Below are 16454 nucleotides of genomic sequence, written 5' to 3'. Positions count from 1 at the left end.
TTCCGTTCAGGTCCAGGACGCGGTGACGTCCTGGGTCTCGACACGCATGCCCAGCGGCACCCGCCAGGCGGCCACGCACACCGTGTACGTCTCGGTCCTCGTCGTGCCCGCCGCGATCGGCGCGGGCAGCGGCTGAGCCGACTCGACGGTCGCCCAGTCGACGCCGAGCGCCCCGATGATGTGCGTCGCGAAGGTGGCGGTGCCCGAACGCACCGGTGAGCCGCCGGTGTTGCGGAACCGCACGGTCACCTTCTCGCACCAGCGCCGGTCCGTGGCGGCCCGGAGCGGTTCGCCGACCATGAGCGCGGCGGGGCGCGGCGGCGACGTGGTGCCGGGCACCGGCTGCTGGGGTTCCTGGGGCGGCTGTGGTCGGGGCGGCTTCGAGGGCGACGCCGAGGACGACACCGGGGGCGAGGACGGGGCGGGCGACGCGGGCGCCGGAGCGGCGGGCGCCCGGGGTGGTGATCCGGGCGGGGTCGCGAACGACGGCGGTGACGACGACGGTGACGACGGTGGCTGCGGCCGTACGGGCGGCCCGGACGGCGCCCTCGTCCCCGTACCGGACGGTCCACGGCCGTCCAGCGGTACGAGCACGACCTCGCCCGACGGCGGGACCGGCCGTCCCGAGCCACCGGGGCCGACCGCTCCGGTCGCCACGCGGCCTTCCCCGGCGCCGTTCCCGCACGCGGTGAGCGCCCCGCCCAAGCAGAGCGCCACCGCCACCCGACCCAGTCGACGCTTCATCGCGCCAGTGTGGCTGACGAACCGTCAGTTATAAAGGGGTGCGCGTCAGTCGGAGATGAGCCCGTCCCGGAGCTGTGCCAGGGTCCGGGTCAGCAACCGCGAGACGTGCATCTGGGAGATGCCGACCTCCTCGCCGATCTGGGACTGCGTCATGTTGGCGAAGAACCGCAGCATGATGATCTGCCGCTCGCGGGGCGGGAGTTTGGCGAGGAGCGGCTTGAGCGACTCCCGGTACTCGACACCCTCCAGGGCGCTGTCCTCGTACCCCAGGCGGTCCGCCAGCGAGCCCTCGCCGCCGTCGTCCTCGGGGGAGGGCGAGTCGAGCGACGACGCCGTGTACGCGTTGCCGACCGCGAGACCGTCCACCACGTCGTCCTCCGACACGCCCAGCACGGCGGCGAGTTCGGGAACGGTCGGCGAGCGGTCCAGCTTCTGCGCGAGCTCGTCGCTCGCCTTGGTCAGCGCCAGGCGCAGTTCCTGGAGCCGACGCGGCACGCGCACCGACCACGAGGTGTCGCGGAAGAACCGCTTGATCTCGCCGACCACCGTCGGCATCGCGAACGTCGGGAATTCCACGCCCCGTTCGCAGTCGAACCGGTCGATCGCCTTGATCAGGCCGATGGTGCCGACCTGGACGATGTCCTCCATCGGCTCGTTGCGCGAGCGGAAGCGGGCGGCGGCGTACCGCACGAGGGGCAGGTTGAGCTCGATGAGCGTGTCGCGTACGTACGTACGCTCCGGGCCGTCCACACCTTCGGCGTCCAGGGCGGCGAGCCGCAGGAACAGGGAGCGGGACAGAGTGCGGGTGTCGATGGCTTCGGACCCCGACGACACGGTGTCGGGAGCCGCTGCGGGACCGCTCTGCGCGGGTACGGGCACCGGTACGGACTCCGGTGCGGGCACGGACGCCGGCACGGGCGTGAGCGTGAGCACCTTCGAGCTGCCCTGTTCTGCGGACATGCCACCCCCTTGAGGTCGCGGACGGTCGCGTGGGCCGCGACCATCGGAGGAACGCAGCCTCCACCTGAATACCGGAGCCGAGACTGCGGCAAACGCGGTTCCAGCAGAATGTCACATGTCGGCAACGCGCTGTAGTGACTTGTCGACAAGAATGCGGCAAGTATGCGCAGGAAACTAGGGGTGTGGGGCATTTGGGCCCCTGATCCTGGGCTGAACGGGTCTACCCGATCAGGTTACGCATCGATTCGATTTGCGGACCTCAGCCGGGCGAAGCTCCGGGCCAGGAGCCTTGACACGTGCATTTGTGAGACGCCCAGTTCCTGGCTGATCTGGGACTGGGTCAGATTGCTGTAGTACCGCAGCATCAGGATCCGCTGCTCCCGTTCGGGCAGCTGGACGAGCAGGTGCCGTACGAGGTCCCGGTGTTCGACCCCGGCCAGCGCCGGGTCCTCGTACCCGAGCCGGTCCAGCAGGCCCGGCATGCCGTCGCCCTCCTGAGCGGCCTCCAGTGAGGTCGCGTGGTAGGAACGGCCCGCCTCGATGCAGGACAGCACCTCGTCCTCGGAGATCTTCAGCCGCTCGGCGATCTCGGCGGTGGTGGGCGAGCGCCCGTGAGCCGTCGTCAGGTCCTCCGTCGCGCCGTTGACCTGTACCCACAGCTCGTGCAGCCGGCGCGGTACGTGGACGGTGCGCACGTTGTCACGGAAGTACCGTTTGATCTCCCCGACGACGGTCGGCATCGCGAAGGTCGGGAACTGCACCCCCCGGTCCGGGTCGAACCGGTCGATCGCGTTGATCAGCCCGATCGTGCCGACCTGGACGACGTCCTCCATCGGCTCGTTGCGGGAGCGGAAGCGGGCGGCGGCGTAGCGCACCAGGGGGAGGTTCGCCTCGATGAGCGCCCCGCGCACCCGGGTGTGTTCCGGTGTGCCGGGCTCCAGGGTCTTGAGCTGACCGAACAGCACCTGGGTGAGCGCTCGGGTGTCCGCGGCCCGTCCCTGTGCCGCGGTGCGGGCCTCCGGCTCGTTCTGGGGTGGCACCTGTTGAGGCGTCGTACTGGCCGGCACGTTCACGCCACCCCTTCGTGGTCGTTTTCTCGGTCAATTACGGTCAACTCATCCGTCAAAAGCGGTCATAGCATCACAAGACATGTCCACTGTGTGCAAGCACCTGATAACGTCGTGTTGTCGCCGCGCAGACGCGAAAAGCCCCGCACCGGTGGGGTGCGGGGCTCACATCCGGGAAGCGCCGGGAGCGGCGCGCGGGTCTAGAACTCGTAGTCGGCGATCACCCATGTGGCGAACTCGCGCCACAGACCGGCGGCGGCCTGGTGGGCCGGGTGCTCGATGTACCGCTTCAGTGCGTCCTTGTCCGCGACCGCCGAGTTGATGGCGAAGTCGTAGGCGATGTCCCGGTCGGTGATGTTCCAGGCGCACTCCCAGAACTCCAGCTCCGGAATGAGCCCGCCGAGCTCCTCGAACGCCTTCACGGCCTCGGCGACGCGCGGCTCGTCGCGCCGCACCCCGTCGTTCAGCTTCAGCAGGACCAGGTGGCGGATCACGGCGGACTCCTAGTTGACGAGCTCGGTCATGAAGTCGCCGACGCCCTGCGCGGCGCTCGAAATGCCCTCGAACCCTACCTGCACGAGGTCGGCGGCACGCGCCGGGGAGGTGATGATCGTGTACAGCACGAAGACGACGACGACGTACAGCGTGATCTTCTTGGCCTGCACCATCGACCCGGTCTCCCCGTCTCTCCCCTGCGATCCCCTCGGCGGTCGGGTGAGTCTAACCGAGCGCTCACGGACCAAGGTCCTCCCCACCGGGGCCTTTTGCCGGTCCCTCCGTGACAGGGCGAGCGAACCGGTCCCCCTCGCCCCCACGGAACGCGAAGGGCCCCGACGCCGAAGCGTCGGGGCCCTTCACACAAGAGCGGTAGCGGAGGGATTTGAACCCTCGGTGACTTGCGCCACACTCGCTTTCGAGGCGAGCTCCTTCGGCCGCTCGGACACGCTACCGAGAGAGAGCTTAGCCCAAAGGGGCCGCTTCGAAGAAATCCATTGCCGGGCGGGGCGCCGGCGGGTCAACGGTCACGGAAGAAGCGGGTGAGGAGCGCGGCGCACTCCTCCGCCAGCACTCCCTGGATCACCTCGGGCCGATGGTTGAGCCGACGGTCCCGTACGAGATCCCACAGCGAACCGACCGCACCCGCCTTCTCGTCCAGCGCCCCGAAGACCAGCCGGTCCACCCGGGACTGCACGAGCGCGCCCGCGCACATCACGCACGGCTCCAGCGTGACGACGAGCGTGCAGCCCGTCAGCCGCCACTCCCCGTACGCCTCGGCCGCCCGGCGCAGCGCCAGCACCTCGGCGTGCGCGGTCGGATCGCCCGTCACCTCGCGTTCGTTGTGACCGGTGGCGAGCACCGAGCCGTCCGGGGACAGCACGAGCGCGCCGACCGGCACATCGCCGGCCCGCGCGGCTCGCTCGGCCTCCTCCATGGCGCGGCGCATGGACGCCCGCCACGGTTCCCGCACGGGGTCGGGTGCGGTGGGTGTGGATGTCGGTGCCGGACGCACTAGCGGACGGCCTCCAGCACCTCCGCGGCGCCGAGCGCGTCCGCGATCTCGGACAGCGCGTCGGTGTCGAGTGTCAGCAGTTCCTTCTCGGTCAGGCCCAGGTCGGCCAGGATCAGCCGGTCGCCGACCGGCGCCGCGGGCACGGCCTCGGCCGCCACCGCCGATTCCTCCTCCTCGTCGTCCTCGACCGGCTCCCCGTCCTCGGTGCCGTCGAGGTCCAGCGCGTCCAGGTCGGGGCCGTCGTCCTCCTGGTCGTCGCCCAGCAGTTCCTTGGTGAGGATCTCCCCGTACGAGGAGCGGGCGGCGGCCGCTCCGTCGGAGACATAGATCCGAGGGTCGTCCTCACCCTCCACGCGGACGATGCCGAACCATGCGTCCTCCTGCTCGATGAAGACGATCACTGTGTCGTCGTCCACCGAGGCATCACGGGCCAGCTCGGTCAGATCCGACAAGGTCTCCACATCGTCGAGCTCTGTGTCGCTCGCTTCCCACCCGTCTTCGGTGCGCGCGAGCAGTGCGGCGAAGTACACCGTGACTCTCCCACTGATCAGAGGTGTGACGATCGGGCGGCACGCTCCTTCAATGCCCCGCCCACTCGGCATCGTGGCAGATGCGAGGCCCTGAGGAGAGGCGTTCCGCTCTTGCGTCGTGCACCAGTCTGAGTCCGATGCCCGGTCCGTGTCATCAGCGAATCACCAGCGGCTCGTCACCGGATCGCCGGCGGGCCACCGGCGGAAGGCCGCCGAATCGCCGCCGGATCACCAGCGGAACGTGCGCATCCGCATCTGCTGGCGCATCCTCGCGGCCCTCGCCCGCCGTGGCTGGACACGGTCGCGGAGCGCCTTGGCCTCGTTCAGTTCGCGCAGGAACTGGGCCCGGCGCCGCCGACGCTCGGCATCGGCCTCCTGACGGTCCGGCGCCCGGCCGTCCTGCTCCCGTTCCGGCTCTTCCGGGTCCGGCATCGCGACCACCCCCAGGCTGGGTCCGTCCACCCCACCTTCCCTCCGCGGCGGGGGTTGATGCCAGTGCGGGCTACTGTTGAGGGCATGCGGATCCACGTCGTCGACCACCCGCTGGTGGCGCACAAACTCACCACGCTGCGCGACAGGCGCACCGACTCCCCGACCTTCCGGCGGCTCGCCGACGAGCTGGTCACCCTGCTCGCGTACGAGGCCACCCGGGACGTGCGCACCGAGCAGGTCGACATCGAGACCCCGGTGACCCGGACGACCGGGGTGAAGCTGTCGAGCCCCAAGCCGCTGGTGGTGCCGATCCTGCGGGCCGGTCTGGGCATGCTCGACGGCATGGTGCGGCTGCTGCCGACCGCCGAGGTGGGCTTCCTGGGGATGATCCGCAACGAGGAGACGCTGGAGGCGTCCACGTACGCCACCCGGATGCCGGAGGACCTCTCCGGGCGCCAGGTGTACGTCCTGGACCCGATGCTGGCCACCGGCGGCACGCTGGTCGCCGCGATCCAGGAGCTGATCAAGCGCGGTGCGGACGACGTGACGGCGGTCGTGCTGCTCGCCGCGCCGGAGGGCGTGGAGGTCATGGAGCGCGAGCTGGCGGGCACGCCGGTGACCGTCGTGACCGCCTCGGTCGACGAGCGCCTCAACGAGCACGGCTACATCGTCCCGGGCCTCGGTGACGCGGGCGACCGGATGTACGGGACCGCCGACTAGCGGCTCGAGGTTCTCTCAGCACTTCCCGGAGGGCGCGGGCGCGGGCTTGGCCAGGGCGGCCAGGGCCACGGTCGCGTCCTTCGGCGGTGTCAGGGTCTTGAAGGCCGTACCGATGATCAGGTCCACGTCCGCCGTGGCCCGGGCGTCCGTCTTGAGCGTGGCGCCCTTGAGCTGCGTACCGAGGACGGGGAAGGCGCTCTTGCCCGACCCGGTGCCGCCGAGCAGTATCCCGGCGCCCGGGACCTTCTTGTCGTACGCGGCCGGGGCGTTGCCCACCTTGCCGATGGCGAAGCCGCGCTTCTTCAGCTCGTCGGCGGTCGACTTGGCGAGGCCCGCGCGGGGGGTCGCGTTGTAGACGTTCACCGTGATCTGGGCCGGTTTGAGCGGTACGTGGACCGGCGTCAGGGGCTTCTTGGCGGGCTTGCAGCCGGGACCGGCCGTGGTGCGTGCCCGGGTGTCGGTACCACCCCCGCCGAAGACGTCGATGAGCTGCAGTGTTCCCCAGCCGGCCAGGCCGAGGGCGACCACTGCGGCGAGGGCCGCGACCACGATCCGGCGACGGCGTCGGGGGCGGCGCATGCGCGGGTAGGCATTACCCGTAACGCGGTACTTTCCGCCCATACCGGGGGGAGTGAGCATGCTCATGGGCGCAGCGTAATGCGGCCCGGTGACTATGCCTACTAAACGATCAGCCGATGGGGGCCGGACGGGTGGGAAAGGGCCCGAAAGGCTGACATCGCCGGGTGTGTTCGCTCAGTCCAGTTCGAGCACGCGGGCGTGGAGCACCTGGCGCTGCTGCAGGGCCGCGCGCACGGCGCGGTGCAGTCCGTCCTCGAGGTAGAGATCGCCCTGCCACTTCACGACGTGCGCGAAGAGGTCGCCGTAGAAGGTCGAGTCCTCGGCGAGGAGCGTCTCCAGGTCCAGCTGGCCCTTGGTGGTCACGAGCTGATCGAGGCGGACCGGGCGCGGCGCGACATCCGCCCACTGCCGGGTGCTTTCCCGGCCGTGGTCGGGATACGGCCGCCCGTTACCGATGCGCTTGAAGATCACACGGAAAGCCTACCGGGCGAGTGGCTCCCGGCGCAGCCACGCGGCGCCGTCGCGATGCGGGTGAAAGTCGAGCAAACCGGGACAGGCGGGCTGGATGTCTGCCGGTGAAACGCTCCGAGGGGCCCGGGCGCGCCGCGGTCGGACGCGGCCTCGGCCCACGCGCCGGGTGTGGCGCCGGCGAAGGATCACCCGGTTCGGGGACGGGGCGGCGTGCCGTGGGGGTGACCCGCGGCCCGCCGCCCCGTGGCTGCTACTCGGTCACGTCGTGGTCGTGGCCGTCGTGCAGGCCGCCGCCGCTGCCCGCGTCGCCGTCCGTGGGGACGGTGACGACCGGCTTGCGCAGCGAGCTGAGGTCGTGGGCGTAGACGCCCACGGCGTTGGCGATGACGTCGATGTTGGCGTCGAACGCCGTCATGTTGATGTTCTTGATGTCGTCGCACTTGGCGTGGTAGCACGCGTCGTACGCGACCCCCGCCGTGCCGCCGAACTTCTCCGCCTGCTTGGCCGTCTTCAGGCCCTCGGCGCCGGTGAACGTGCCGCCGGACGGGATGCCGACCGCGATGAACGGGCCGTAGTCGGAGCGGCCGGTGAAGTCCGTGCCCTCGTGCGGGCGGCCCTGCTTGTCCATGAACTCGTTGATGTCACGCTCGAGCTGGGCGGAGCCTGCCGGGCCGGCGGGCGCGCCGACGCCGTCGGAGTTGTCACCGTCGTACACGAACAGGCCGTAGTTCGGCGAGGCGATCATGTCGAAGTTCAGGTAGAGCTTGATCTCCTTGCGGTCGAGCTCGCTGAGGTTCTCGACGTAGTGCTCGGAGCCGAGCAGGCCGTTCTCCTCGGCCGACCACCAGGCGAAGCGCATCTTGTTGGTGGGCTTCACCTTGGACTTGGCGAGGTCCAGGGCGACTTCGAGCAGACCGGCCGAGCCGGAGCCGTTGTCGTTGATGCCGGGGCCGGCGGTCACCGAGTCGAGGTGCGAGCCGAGCATCACGGTGTTGGCCGCGTTGCCGCGGGCGGTCTCCGCGATGACGTTGTTGGTGGTCCGCTTCTCCTGGAGCTGGCGGATCTCGAAGTTGACCTCGACCGGGCCCTTGGCCAGGTCGGCGACGAGCGCCTCGCCGTCGGCCTGGGATATGCCACCGGTCGGGATCTTGCCGGCCGCCGGGTCGCCCAGGGTGCCACCGAGCGAGCCGGGAACGTTGTTGTAGACGATCGCGCCGGTCGCGCCCGCCGCGGCGGCCTGGGCCTGCTTGTCGGCGAAGGTGCAGCCGCCGCGCTTGATGAGGGCGATCTTGCCGGTGAAGGTGCCGGACGCGTAGTCGGCGGCCTCGCAGCCCGGCGTCGCGTCGTCCGCGGGGGCCGGGACGGCGGCGAGGCCGGCCTTGACCCCGCCGACGGGCGTCGACTTGGTGTAGGTCATCGCCCCGATGGTGATGTCACGCGGCGTCGGCGAGACGACCGAGAGCTTCTCGGCCTGGGTCTGGGTGTAGATGAACTCGAACTTCTGGTACGAGACCTGGTAACCGGCCTTCTTAAGCTGCTGGTACACGTACGCGGCCGAGGCGTCGTGTCCGAGCGAGCCGGCCGCCCGGTGGCCGCCGGCGGAGTCGGCTATCTGCTGGAACTTCTCCAGGTGCTTGTAGGCGTCCTTGGCGGACGCCTCCCGGACGAGCTTCTTGGAGAGGTGCGCGGCATCTTTGGCCGCCTCCTTGCCGGGGTCGTGCCGACCGGCGGAAGCGGGGGAGGCGGAAGCCAGCAGGAGCGGGGTCGCGAGTGCGGCTGCGGCCAGGGTGGCCACGGCTCTGCGAGGGGATGAGGTCACAGAGGTCCTTCCCGGTGTGAACGAGGTTGAAGGGAAGCTAGCGATCTCCCAGGCTCCTGTGAACAGATGTGCCACAACTCACGTAATTTTCCGTACGTTTGGCAATGGAACATGTCACTCCGTCGCCGAAGGTCCCGTGTTCCTGGCCGATTTGGCGGCCTTCGTGGTCTTGGTGCCCTTGGCGGTCTTCGCGGTCTTCGCGGGTGTGGCCGCCTTGGCGGCGCGCTTCGCCTCCTGCTTGTACGCGCGGACCTTGGCGAGCGAGTCGGGCCCGGTGATGTCGGCGGCCGAACGGTACGAGCCCTCCTCGCCGTACGCGCCCGCCGCCTCCCGCCAGCCCCCGGGCCGTACGCCGTACTGCTTGCCCAGCAGCGCCAGGAAGATCTGCGCCTTCTGCCTGCCGAACCCGGGCAGGGCGAGCAACCGGTCCAGCAGCTCCTTGCCGGTACCGGCGTCCGACCAGACGGCGCTCGCGTCACCGCCGTACTCCTCCACCAGGTACTGGCACAGCTGCTGGACCCGCTTGGCCATCGAGCCGGGGTAGCGGTGCACCGCGGGCTTGGCGGACAGGAGGGCGACGAAGGCCTCCAGGTCGTACGCCGCGATCTCGTGCGCGTCCAGATCGTCGCCGCCCATGCGCTGCGCGATCGTGTACGGGCCGGAGAACGCCCACTCCATGGGGACCTGCTGGTCCAGGAGCATGCCGACGAGCGCGGCGAGCGGGCTGCGGCCCAGCAGCTCGTCGGCCTCCGGTTGCTGGGCGAGGTGGATCGTGGTCGTCATGTTTCGATGATCGCGCCGGTGCCGACGGGGCGCACGGCGGGGGCCCGGCCCGTGCGCTCGACGTGTTCGGGGCGGTGGTCAGCCGGCCGAGTGACGCAGGCGGGCCGCCCGCATCCGCAGGTACCGGGCTTCCGGGACGCTGAGGGTGCGCGCGGCGGCCGCCCGGTAGGCGGCCAGGGCGCCCTCGGTGTCACCCGCCCGTTCCAGCAGGTGCGCGCGGACCGCGTCCAGCCGGTGGTGGCCGGCGAGCCGGCCGGCGGGCCGTTGCTCCAGGGAGGCGAGTTCGGCGAGCCCGGCCTCGGGACCGTCCACCATGGCCAGGGCCACCGCGCGGCTCAGCTCGGCCATGGGGTCGGGTTCCCGCGTACGGCGAAGGAGCTGGTCGTACAGCGCCAGGATCTGGGGCCAGTCGGTGTCCTCGGCCCGCGCCGCCTCGTCGTGCAGCGCGGCGATCGCCGCCTGGATCTGGTACGCCCCGGCCGGGCCCTCCGCCAGTGCCTCCTCCACCAGGGCGGTGCCCTCCCGGACGGCGTCCCGGTCCCAGAGGGTGCGGTCCTGCTCGTCGAGCGGGATCAGCTCGCCGTGCGGCCCGGTGCGCGCCGCGCTGCGGGCCTCGGTGAGCACCATGAGCGCCAGCAGTCCCGTCACGGCGCCCTCCCGGGGCAGCAGGCGGCGCACCGCCCGGGTGAGGCGGATCGCCTCGCGGGCGAGGTCGGCGCGGTGCAGCTCGCGGCCGGAGGTCGCCGTATAGCCCTCGTTGAAGATCAGGTACAGCACCTGCAGGACGGCAGCCAGCCGCTGGTCGCGGTCGTCCGGGCCGGGCGGGCGGAAGGGCACCCCCTTGAGCTTCTGCTTGGCACGGCTGATCCGCTGCGCCATCGTCGCCTCGGGGACGAGGTGCGCCCGGGCGATCTCGGCCGTCGTCAGGCCGCCCACCGCGCGGAGCGTCAGCGCGATCTGCGCGGCCGGCGGGAGCTCCGGGTGGCAGCACAGGAACAGCAGCGTGAGCGTGTCGTCCTCGGACGGGGCCCTGCCCTCCCCGGGCGGCGGCGCGGTGAACGCGTCCCGGGGCGCGAGCGCGGCCTCCGCCTCCTCGCGGCGGCGCCGGGCCTCGTCGGCCCGGAGCTGGTCCGTGAGCCGCCGCGACGCCACCCGGATGAGCCACCCCCGCGGGTTCTCCGGCACCCCGTCGTCGGGCCACTGCCGCGCGGCGGCGAGCAGCGCTTCCTGTACGGCGTCCTCGGCGGCGTCGAAGTGCCCGTACCGGCGTACGAGCGCGCCGAGGACCTGCGGCGCGTGGTGCCGCAGCAGATCCTCGACGCTCCCGCTCATGCCGCCCCGCTCATGCCCCGCTCATGCCGTCCCGCTCATGCCGCGGTCATGCCGGGGCGATCTCGGGGCCGTTCTCCATGATCGGCCGGATGACGACCGGGTACTCGGGTGCGCCCTCCGGCTGCGGGCAGCGGGCGACGCGTGCCGCGATCTCGGTGACCCGGTCGAGGCTCGCGCAGTCGAGCACCCAGTACCCGGCCAGCAGCTCCTTGGTCTCCCCGTACGGTCCGTCCGTGATCACCGGCCGGCCGTCCTCGCCGAGGCTGACGAACCGTGTCCGGCGCGGCTCGGCGAGCCCCTGGCCGTCGACGAGCTCACCGGACTCCGCGAGGTCGTCGTTGATCTCCTGCATGAAGGCGAACATCGCCCGCAGGTCCTTCTCGCTCCAGGCCGGGCTGTGCGCGGAGGCCTTGCCGGTCATCGCGTCGTAGTCGGCCTGTGTGCCCTGCACCATCACCAGGTACTTCATGGTGCCGCTCCTTTCGAGGCTGCTTCGGGGTTGCCGTTCACAGGGGACGTCGGAGCCGACGACGCGTTCTCGACATCGGCTCCGGCCTCGGCGGCGACTTCCGGGAAAAGCCTCACAGAAATGCCCCGGGCACGGTGAGCGACTGCCTCCGTCGGCCGTGTTTGTCGCCCGCCCGGTCACCGGAGCACACCCGATTGCGGGACATGGCACTCCGCCGCCCACCGAACCGGTCATACGATCATCGCCGGTTCTCCGACCTGTCGAACCTTCCGACCAAAGGGCTCCTGTGAAGATCCGCCGTATGCTCGCGACGGCTGTCGTCGCCGCCGTGACCGCGCCCGCCGCACTGGTCTCCGTTCCGCCCGCGTTCGCCGCGACCGGCCCGGCGGTGCCGCAGTCCCAGGAACCGCCCCTCGGCCGGCCGTTCGGGGGCCGCGCCGCCACGGCCGCCGAGCCCGCCAAGCCCTCCCTCACGGAGCTCGAAAAGGCGGCCGAGGCGGCGCGCAAGGCCTACGAGGACGCCGTCGCCGCGGAAGCCGTCGCCCGCCGGGCGCTGACCGAGGAGCTGTCGGACAGCGCCCCGCTCGCCGTGGCCGCCGCCGGGGCGAACAGGAGCGCCGAGGCCGCCGCCACCGCCAAGGAGGCCGCCGACGGCAAGCTCGCCGAGGCCCGGGAGTCCCTGGCGGGGCTGCCGGTGACCGCCACGGAGGCGGAGAAGGCCCGGGCGGCGCAGGACGTCGCCGACGCCCTGGCCGCCACCGAGGCGGCCGGAAAGGCCAAGGACGCCGCCGACGCCCGGGCGCGGGAGGCCGGAAAGGCGCGGGACGACGCCCGGACCGCCGCGTTCCAGCGCGTGGACCGGGCGGGCCGGGACAAGGCGAAGGCCCTCACTGCCAAGGAGGCCGCCGACAAGGCGCTCGCCGACGCCGAGAAGGAGGCCCAGGAGGGTGCCTGCGTCCCCGAGGACCGGCTGACGGTCACCGCCACCGGCCTGCCGGCGAAGGTCACCGCCGGTTCGACGGTCGACTTCACGGTCCGCGTCACCAACGGCACCGACCGGACCCTGGACGAGGTCTGGCCGTACGTGAAGGTCGAGGCGGCCGACGACCTGCTGGACGTCCTGTGGTCCACGGCCGACTCCCCGGTCTGGCAGGACGCGGACGCCGACCACTACGCGGGCGCCGTCGAGAAGCTGGCGGTCGGCGCCCACGCCGACGTCAGGCTGCGCCTGAGGGTCGGCGCCTCGACGCCGGCCGGCGACGGCGTGGCCTCCATCGCCGCGGACTACCTCAACGACGACCGGTCGTGCGGCGGGACGCCGGAGTACTTCGACTACGCCTTCGACGTCGTCGCCGCGGCGCCCACCCCCGGTCCGGCCGCCGACCCGTCCGCCACCCCGGCCCCCGGGGCGCAGGGCTCCGCCTCCACACGGCCGGCCCACGCGGCCACCGCCACGACCGCCACCACCGCGGGCAGCCTCGCCGCCACCGGTTCCTCCTCGGCGATGCCGCGGGTCGCCCTCGCGGGCGCCGCGGCGGTCGCCCTGGGCGCCGGCGCGATGCTCGCCGCACGCCGCCGGAAGGCGCGTACGGACGGTTGACGTCCACGGGCCCGGACCACCCGGCCCGTGGACGTCCATCGGCTCATTTCCGCTGATGAGGCACGCCGAAGCCATTGCCCCGGAGGACCGCGAGACTAGGATCGCCGACCAGGGAGAGGGGGCGCGCGCGTGGGTTCCGAGCCAGGTCTTCGTTTTCACGTCCTCGGCGCGCTGGAGGGCTGGTCCGCGGGCGCGCGGCTGCGTCTCGGCGGCGTGATCCAGGAACGCATCCTGGTCACCCTGCTCCTGGAGTACGGAAGGGTCGTCCCCGTCGCGCGGCTCGTCGAAGCGGCCTGGGACGAGCTGCCTCCCTCCAGCGCCGAGCACCAGGTGCGCAAGGCGGTGTCGGACCTGCGCCGGCGCGTTCCGGGCGGTGCGGGGGTCATCGTCACCGACGGTCCCGGGTACCGTGCCGAGTCCTCCGGGTACGGGCTGGATCTGGTCGAGTTCGCCGAGGGGCTCCGCACGGCGCGGGAGGCGGTCGCGGCGGGGCGGCGCCAGGAGGCCGTCGACGCGCTGGGCCAGGCTCTCTCGCTGTGGCGGGGGCCGGTCATGGCCGGCCGGGGCGGCAGGGTGATCGAGTCGGCGGCGGCCCTCTGGGAGGAGCGCCGGCTCGCCGCGGCCGAGCAGTTCTTCGAGCTGCGCCTCGAACTGGGGGAGTCCGCCGAGCTGGTCGGCGACCTGCGGGCGCTCGTGTCGCAGCACCCGCTGCGGGAAGCCCTGCGCGCGCACTTGATGCTGGCCCTGTACCGGGCGGGCCGAGGGGCGGAGGCCCTGGAGGAGTTCCGCGCGGTGCGGGCCCTGCTGGCGGAGGAGCTGGGCATCGACCCCGGTGCGAGGCTCGTCCGGCTGCACGAGCGGATACTGCGGGAGGACCCGGCGCTCGCCCCGCCTCCCCGGCCGGCCGGCCCCGAAACCGGCCCCGAAACCGGCCCCGGAGCGGGAACCGGGACGGGGACGGGGACGGCGGACCCCGGGGCATCGGGCACCGGGACGCCGGACCCCGGGGCGGCGAGCAGGGCGGCGGCTTCGGCCGGCCCGCGGGGCGGCACGTACGCGGGAGCGGCGCCGGGGACCGCGCCGGAGGCGGAGACGGGAACCGCGCCCGGCACCGAGCCCCGGACCACCCCCGTACCGGGCCGCGCGCCCGACCCCGCGTACACGGGCCAGCCGCAGCAGGGGATCCGCGCCCTGCCGTACGACCTTCCGGACTTCACCGGGCGGGACGAGGAACTGGAGCTGCTGCTCGAACGCGCCCGCCGGCCCGGCGGCGGGTCGACGCGCGTCATCGCGATCGACGGCATGGGCGGTGCCGGGAAGACGGCGCTGGCCGTGCGCGCCGCCCACCGGCTCGCCCCGTACTACCCCGATGGGCAACTCCACATCGACCTGCGGGGTTTCACCCCGGGCGAGAGCCCGTTCCGGCCCGGTGACGCACTGGAGTCCCTGCTGCGGGGGCTGGGGCTGCCCGACCAGCCGCTGCCGGAGGGCGTGCAGGACCGCGCGCGTGTGTGGCGGGCGGCTCTGGCGGACAAGCGGGTGCTGGTCCTGCTGGACAACGCCGCCGACACCGCGCAGGTTCTGCCCCTGCTGCCCGCGTCCCCCGGCTGTCTGGTGCTGGTCACCAGCCGGGCCAGGCTGGTGGACCTCGACGGCGCCGAGTGGTTCTCGATCGGGATGCTGGCGCCCGCGGACAGCGCCGCGCTGCTGGCCGAGACGCTCGGGGCCGAGCGCACGGCCGCGGAACCGGACGCGGTGGCCGAACTGGCGGAGCTGTGCGGCCGGTTGCCGCTCGCCCTGCGCATCGCGGCCGCCCGGCTGCGCAACCGGCCGCGGTGGACCGTGCGCCACCTGGTGGAACGGCTCCGCCACGAGACGCGGCGGCTCGACGAACTCAGCGCCGGTCAGCGCAGTGTCACGGCCGCCCTGGAACTCTCGTACCAGTCCCTGGGCGCCCGGCAGCGGGCGGTGTTCCAGCTGCTGGGGCAGCACCCGGGCGCGGAGATCGACGTCTGGTCGGCGGCGGCGCTGGCGGGCACCTCGGCGCGTGAGGTGGAGGACGTACTGGAGCACCTGCTGGACGTCCACCTCCTGCAGCAGCACACGGAGGAGCTGTACAGCTTCCACGACCTGGTACGCAGCTTCGCGCGCTCGTTGCGGGCCCCGGAGGGCGACGACGACGGTGCCGGTGTCGTCGCCGAACGCCTCTTCCCGTACTACCTGGGGGCGACGGAAGCCGCGTGCGCGGCGCTGTTCCCGGACCGGTTGCGCTTCGGCACCGGTGTCGACGTGCCGGAGGAGCTGCCGCCGTTCCCCACCGCCCATGACGCGCTGGCCTGGTTCGACCGGGAACATCACGCGATCCAGCTCGCCCTGGGCCGGGAGGGTGACGCGGCGGACCAGCGGTGCGCCCTGCACCTGTCCCGGAACCTGGCCTTCTACTTCTATACGCGCAGCCGGGTCGAGGAGCAGGCGGCGCAGGGTGTCGCTGCCGTCCGCGCCGCCCGGCGTCTCGGCGACCCGACGCTGGTGAGCCTGAGCCTGAACAACCTCGCGGTGGCGCACTGGAGGCTCGGCCGGTTCACCGAGGGCGTCGCGGCGGCGTCCGAGGCGCTGGAGATCTCCCGCCGCTCCGGCGACCGCCAGCACGAGGCCATCAGCGTCGGCCGGCTCGGACTCCTGCACAGCGCGCTCGGCGACATCCCGAAAGCCCTCTCGTACCTCGAACGGGCCGTGGTGCTGCGCAAGGAGAGCGGGGACGAGGTCGGTGTGGCGGAGAGCTGGACCAACCTCAGCCCCGTCTACCGCTGGCTCGGCCGGTTCCCCGAGGCCACCGAGGCAGCACGGCGGGCCGTCGGCATCAACCGGCGGATCGGCTCGTACGACAACGAGAAGATGGCCCTGATCGAACTGGCGGCCACCAGCCTGGCCACCGGCGACGCACCTCAGGCGCTGGACACGCTCCAACAGGCCCTGGAGCTCGGCGACGAGACCCGCAGATCCGAGAACCACGCCCTCGCCCTGGCCTACGCCGCCGAGACCCGGCAGCTTCTCGGCGACGGGACGCGCGCCCTCGCCGACGCCGGGCGGGCCCTGGACGTCGTCGCCCGCTCCGGGGCGAGGCTGCGGTCCGCCGAGGTCGAGAACATCGTGGGCCGCGTCCACCGCCGAAGCGGCGACCCGGCCAGGGCCCTGCGCCTCCACACGAGCGCCCTGCGGCGCTCCACCGACCTCGGCTACCGGGTGGAGGCCGCCTGCGCGCTGGCCGGACTCGCCCGCGCCGCCGAGGAGGCGGGGGACGACCGTGCGGCCGAGGACCACCGCCACCGGGCCCACGCGCTCTTCGACGAGCTGGGGATACTGGCCACCACCTACAACACCTGGTCCTGAAGCCGGCGGGCGAGGGTCGGCCCCGGCCTTCGCCCACCGCCAGTCAGC

Annotated in this window: 18 protein-coding genes and 1 tRNA gene; 4 read left to right on the top strand and 15 right to left on the bottom strand. The window is 72.4% G+C overall.

Annotated elements, in window-relative coordinates:
- Nucleotides 1-6: 6 nt before the first annotated feature.
- A complete protein-coding gene (locus ACZ6C1_RS13580) occupies nt 7-300 on the bottom strand; it encodes a hypothetical protein (protein ID WP_469240546.1) in 294 nt (97 codons plus the stop codon).
- Here ACZ6C1_RS13580 and ACZ6C1_RS13575 point away from each other — a divergent pair.
- Nucleotides 299-778 carry a hypothetical protein gene (locus ACZ6C1_RS13575; RefSeq protein ID WP_469240544.1) on the top strand — a complete coding sequence of 160 codons (480 nt, stop codon included), beginning with the start codon at nt 299-301 and terminating at the stop codon, nt 776-778. The two genes, ACZ6C1_RS13580 and ACZ6C1_RS13575, sit on opposite strands and share 2 nt — an antisense overlap.
- An 11-nt stretch (nt 779-789) precedes the next feature.
- On the opposite strand, the gene ACZ6C1_RS13570 is transcribed toward ACZ6C1_RS13575, so the two are convergent.
- From ACZ6C1_RS13570 to ACZ6C1_RS13535, 8 genes are all read right to left on the bottom strand, one after another.
- Complete coding sequence (locus ACZ6C1_RS13570) at nt 790-1704, bottom strand: RNA polymerase sigma factor SigF (RefSeq protein WP_469240542.1); 915 nt, start codon at nt 1702-1704, stop codon at nt 790-792.
- 233 nt (nt 1705-1937) lie between these two features.
- On the bottom strand, nt 1938-2744 hold the full coding sequence (locus tag ACZ6C1_RS13565; RefSeq protein ID WP_064069837.1) for an RNA polymerase sigma factor SigF: 807 nt from the start codon (nt 2742-2744) through the stop codon (nt 1938-1940).
- A gap of 227 nt (nt 2745-2971) precedes the next feature.
- The gene (locus tag ACZ6C1_RS13560; RefSeq protein WP_469240540.1) at nt 2972-3265 is read right to left on the bottom strand and encodes a Dabb family protein; all 294 of its coding nucleotides are present in this window, start codon (nt 3263-3265) and stop codon (nt 2972-2974) included.
- Between the two features lie 9 nt (nt 3266-3274).
- Nucleotides 3275-3439: a hypothetical protein gene (locus ACZ6C1_RS13555; protein WP_469240539.1), complete on the bottom strand. Its 165-nt coding sequence runs from the start codon at nt 3437-3439 to the stop codon at nt 3275-3277.
- A 197-nt stretch (nt 3440-3636) separates the two neighbouring features.
- Nucleotides 3637-3721 (bottom strand) — tRNA-Ser (locus ACZ6C1_RS13550).
- Between the two features lie 65 nt (nt 3722-3786).
- Nucleotides 3787-4215 (bottom strand): tRNA adenosine(34) deaminase TadA, encoded by a 429-nt coding sequence (gene tadA / locus ACZ6C1_RS13545; RefSeq protein WP_469240537.1) that lies wholly within the window; start codon nt 4213-4215, stop codon nt 3787-3789.
- A 65-nt stretch (nt 4216-4280) separates the two neighbouring features.
- A complete protein-coding gene (locus ACZ6C1_RS13540) occupies nt 4281-4811 on the bottom strand; it encodes a tRNA adenosine deaminase-associated protein (protein ID WP_469240534.1) in 531 nt (176 codons plus the stop codon).
- A 228-nt stretch (nt 4812-5039) separates the two neighbouring features.
- Entirely contained in the window at nt 5040-5243 is a 204-nt protein-coding gene (locus ACZ6C1_RS13535) for a hypothetical protein (RefSeq protein WP_469241205.1), read from the bottom strand.
- Nucleotides 5244-5327: 84 nt separating this feature from the next.
- Between ACZ6C1_RS13535 and upp the strand changes: the two genes are divergently transcribed.
- Nucleotides 5328-5963: a uracil phosphoribosyltransferase gene (gene upp / locus ACZ6C1_RS13530; RefSeq protein ID WP_351824145.1), complete on the top strand. Its 636-nt coding sequence runs from the start codon at nt 5328-5330 to the stop codon at nt 5961-5963.
- A gap of 15 nt (nt 5964-5978) precedes the next feature.
- On the opposite strand, the gene ACZ6C1_RS13525 is transcribed toward upp, so the two are convergent.
- From ACZ6C1_RS13525 to ACZ6C1_RS13500, 6 genes are all read right to left on the bottom strand, one after another.
- Nucleotides 5979-6608, bottom strand: a complete 630-nt coding sequence (locus tag ACZ6C1_RS13525) for a LytR C-terminal domain-containing protein (protein WP_469240533.1) — start codon at nt 6606-6608, stop codon at nt 5979-5981.
- Nucleotides 6609-6716: 108 nt separating this feature from the next.
- Nucleotides 6717-7013 (bottom strand): type II toxin-antitoxin system VapB family antitoxin, encoded by a 297-nt coding sequence (locus tag ACZ6C1_RS13520; protein ID WP_003999914.1) that lies wholly within the window; start codon nt 7011-7013, stop codon nt 6717-6719.
- Nucleotides 7014-7263: 250 nt separating this feature from the next.
- Nucleotides 7264-8808, bottom strand: coding sequence for a M28 family metallopeptidase (locus ACZ6C1_RS13515; RefSeq protein WP_469241203.1), 1545 nt, complete (start codon nt 8806-8808; stop codon nt 7264-7266).
- Between the two features lie 138 nt (nt 8809-8946).
- Nucleotides 8947-9615 (bottom strand): HhH-GPD-type base excision DNA repair protein, encoded by a 669-nt coding sequence (locus tag ACZ6C1_RS13510; protein ID WP_469240530.1) that lies wholly within the window; start codon nt 9613-9615, stop codon nt 8947-8949.
- Between the two features lie 78 nt (nt 9616-9693).
- A complete protein-coding gene (locus ACZ6C1_RS13505; RefSeq protein ID WP_469240528.1) occupies nt 9694-10947 on the bottom strand; it encodes an RNA polymerase sigma factor in 1254 nt (417 codons plus the stop codon).
- Nucleotides 10948-10993: 46 nt separating this feature from the next.
- Nucleotides 10994-11416, bottom strand: a complete 423-nt coding sequence (locus ACZ6C1_RS13500) for a YciI family protein (RefSeq protein WP_469240527.1) — start codon at nt 11414-11416, stop codon at nt 10994-10996.
- A 301-nt stretch (nt 11417-11717) separates the two neighbouring features.
- On the opposite strand from ACZ6C1_RS13500, the gene ACZ6C1_RS13495 reads away from it, so the two are divergent.
- Nucleotides 11718-13016 carry a hypothetical protein gene (locus tag ACZ6C1_RS13495; protein WP_469240525.1) on the top strand — a complete coding sequence of 433 codons (1299 nt, stop codon included), beginning with the start codon at nt 11718-11720 and terminating at the stop codon, nt 13014-13016.
- 129 nt (nt 13017-13145) lie between these two features.
- Nucleotides 13146-16406, top strand: coding sequence for an AfsR/SARP family transcriptional regulator (locus ACZ6C1_RS13490; protein ID WP_469240523.1), 3261 nt, complete (start codon nt 13146-13148; stop codon nt 16404-16406).
- Nucleotides 16407-16454 lie beyond the last annotated feature (48 nt).

This window comes from Streptomyces sp. NPDC041796 (assembly GCF_055590785.1).
This window is presented reverse-complemented; position numbering and strand designations above follow the sequence as displayed.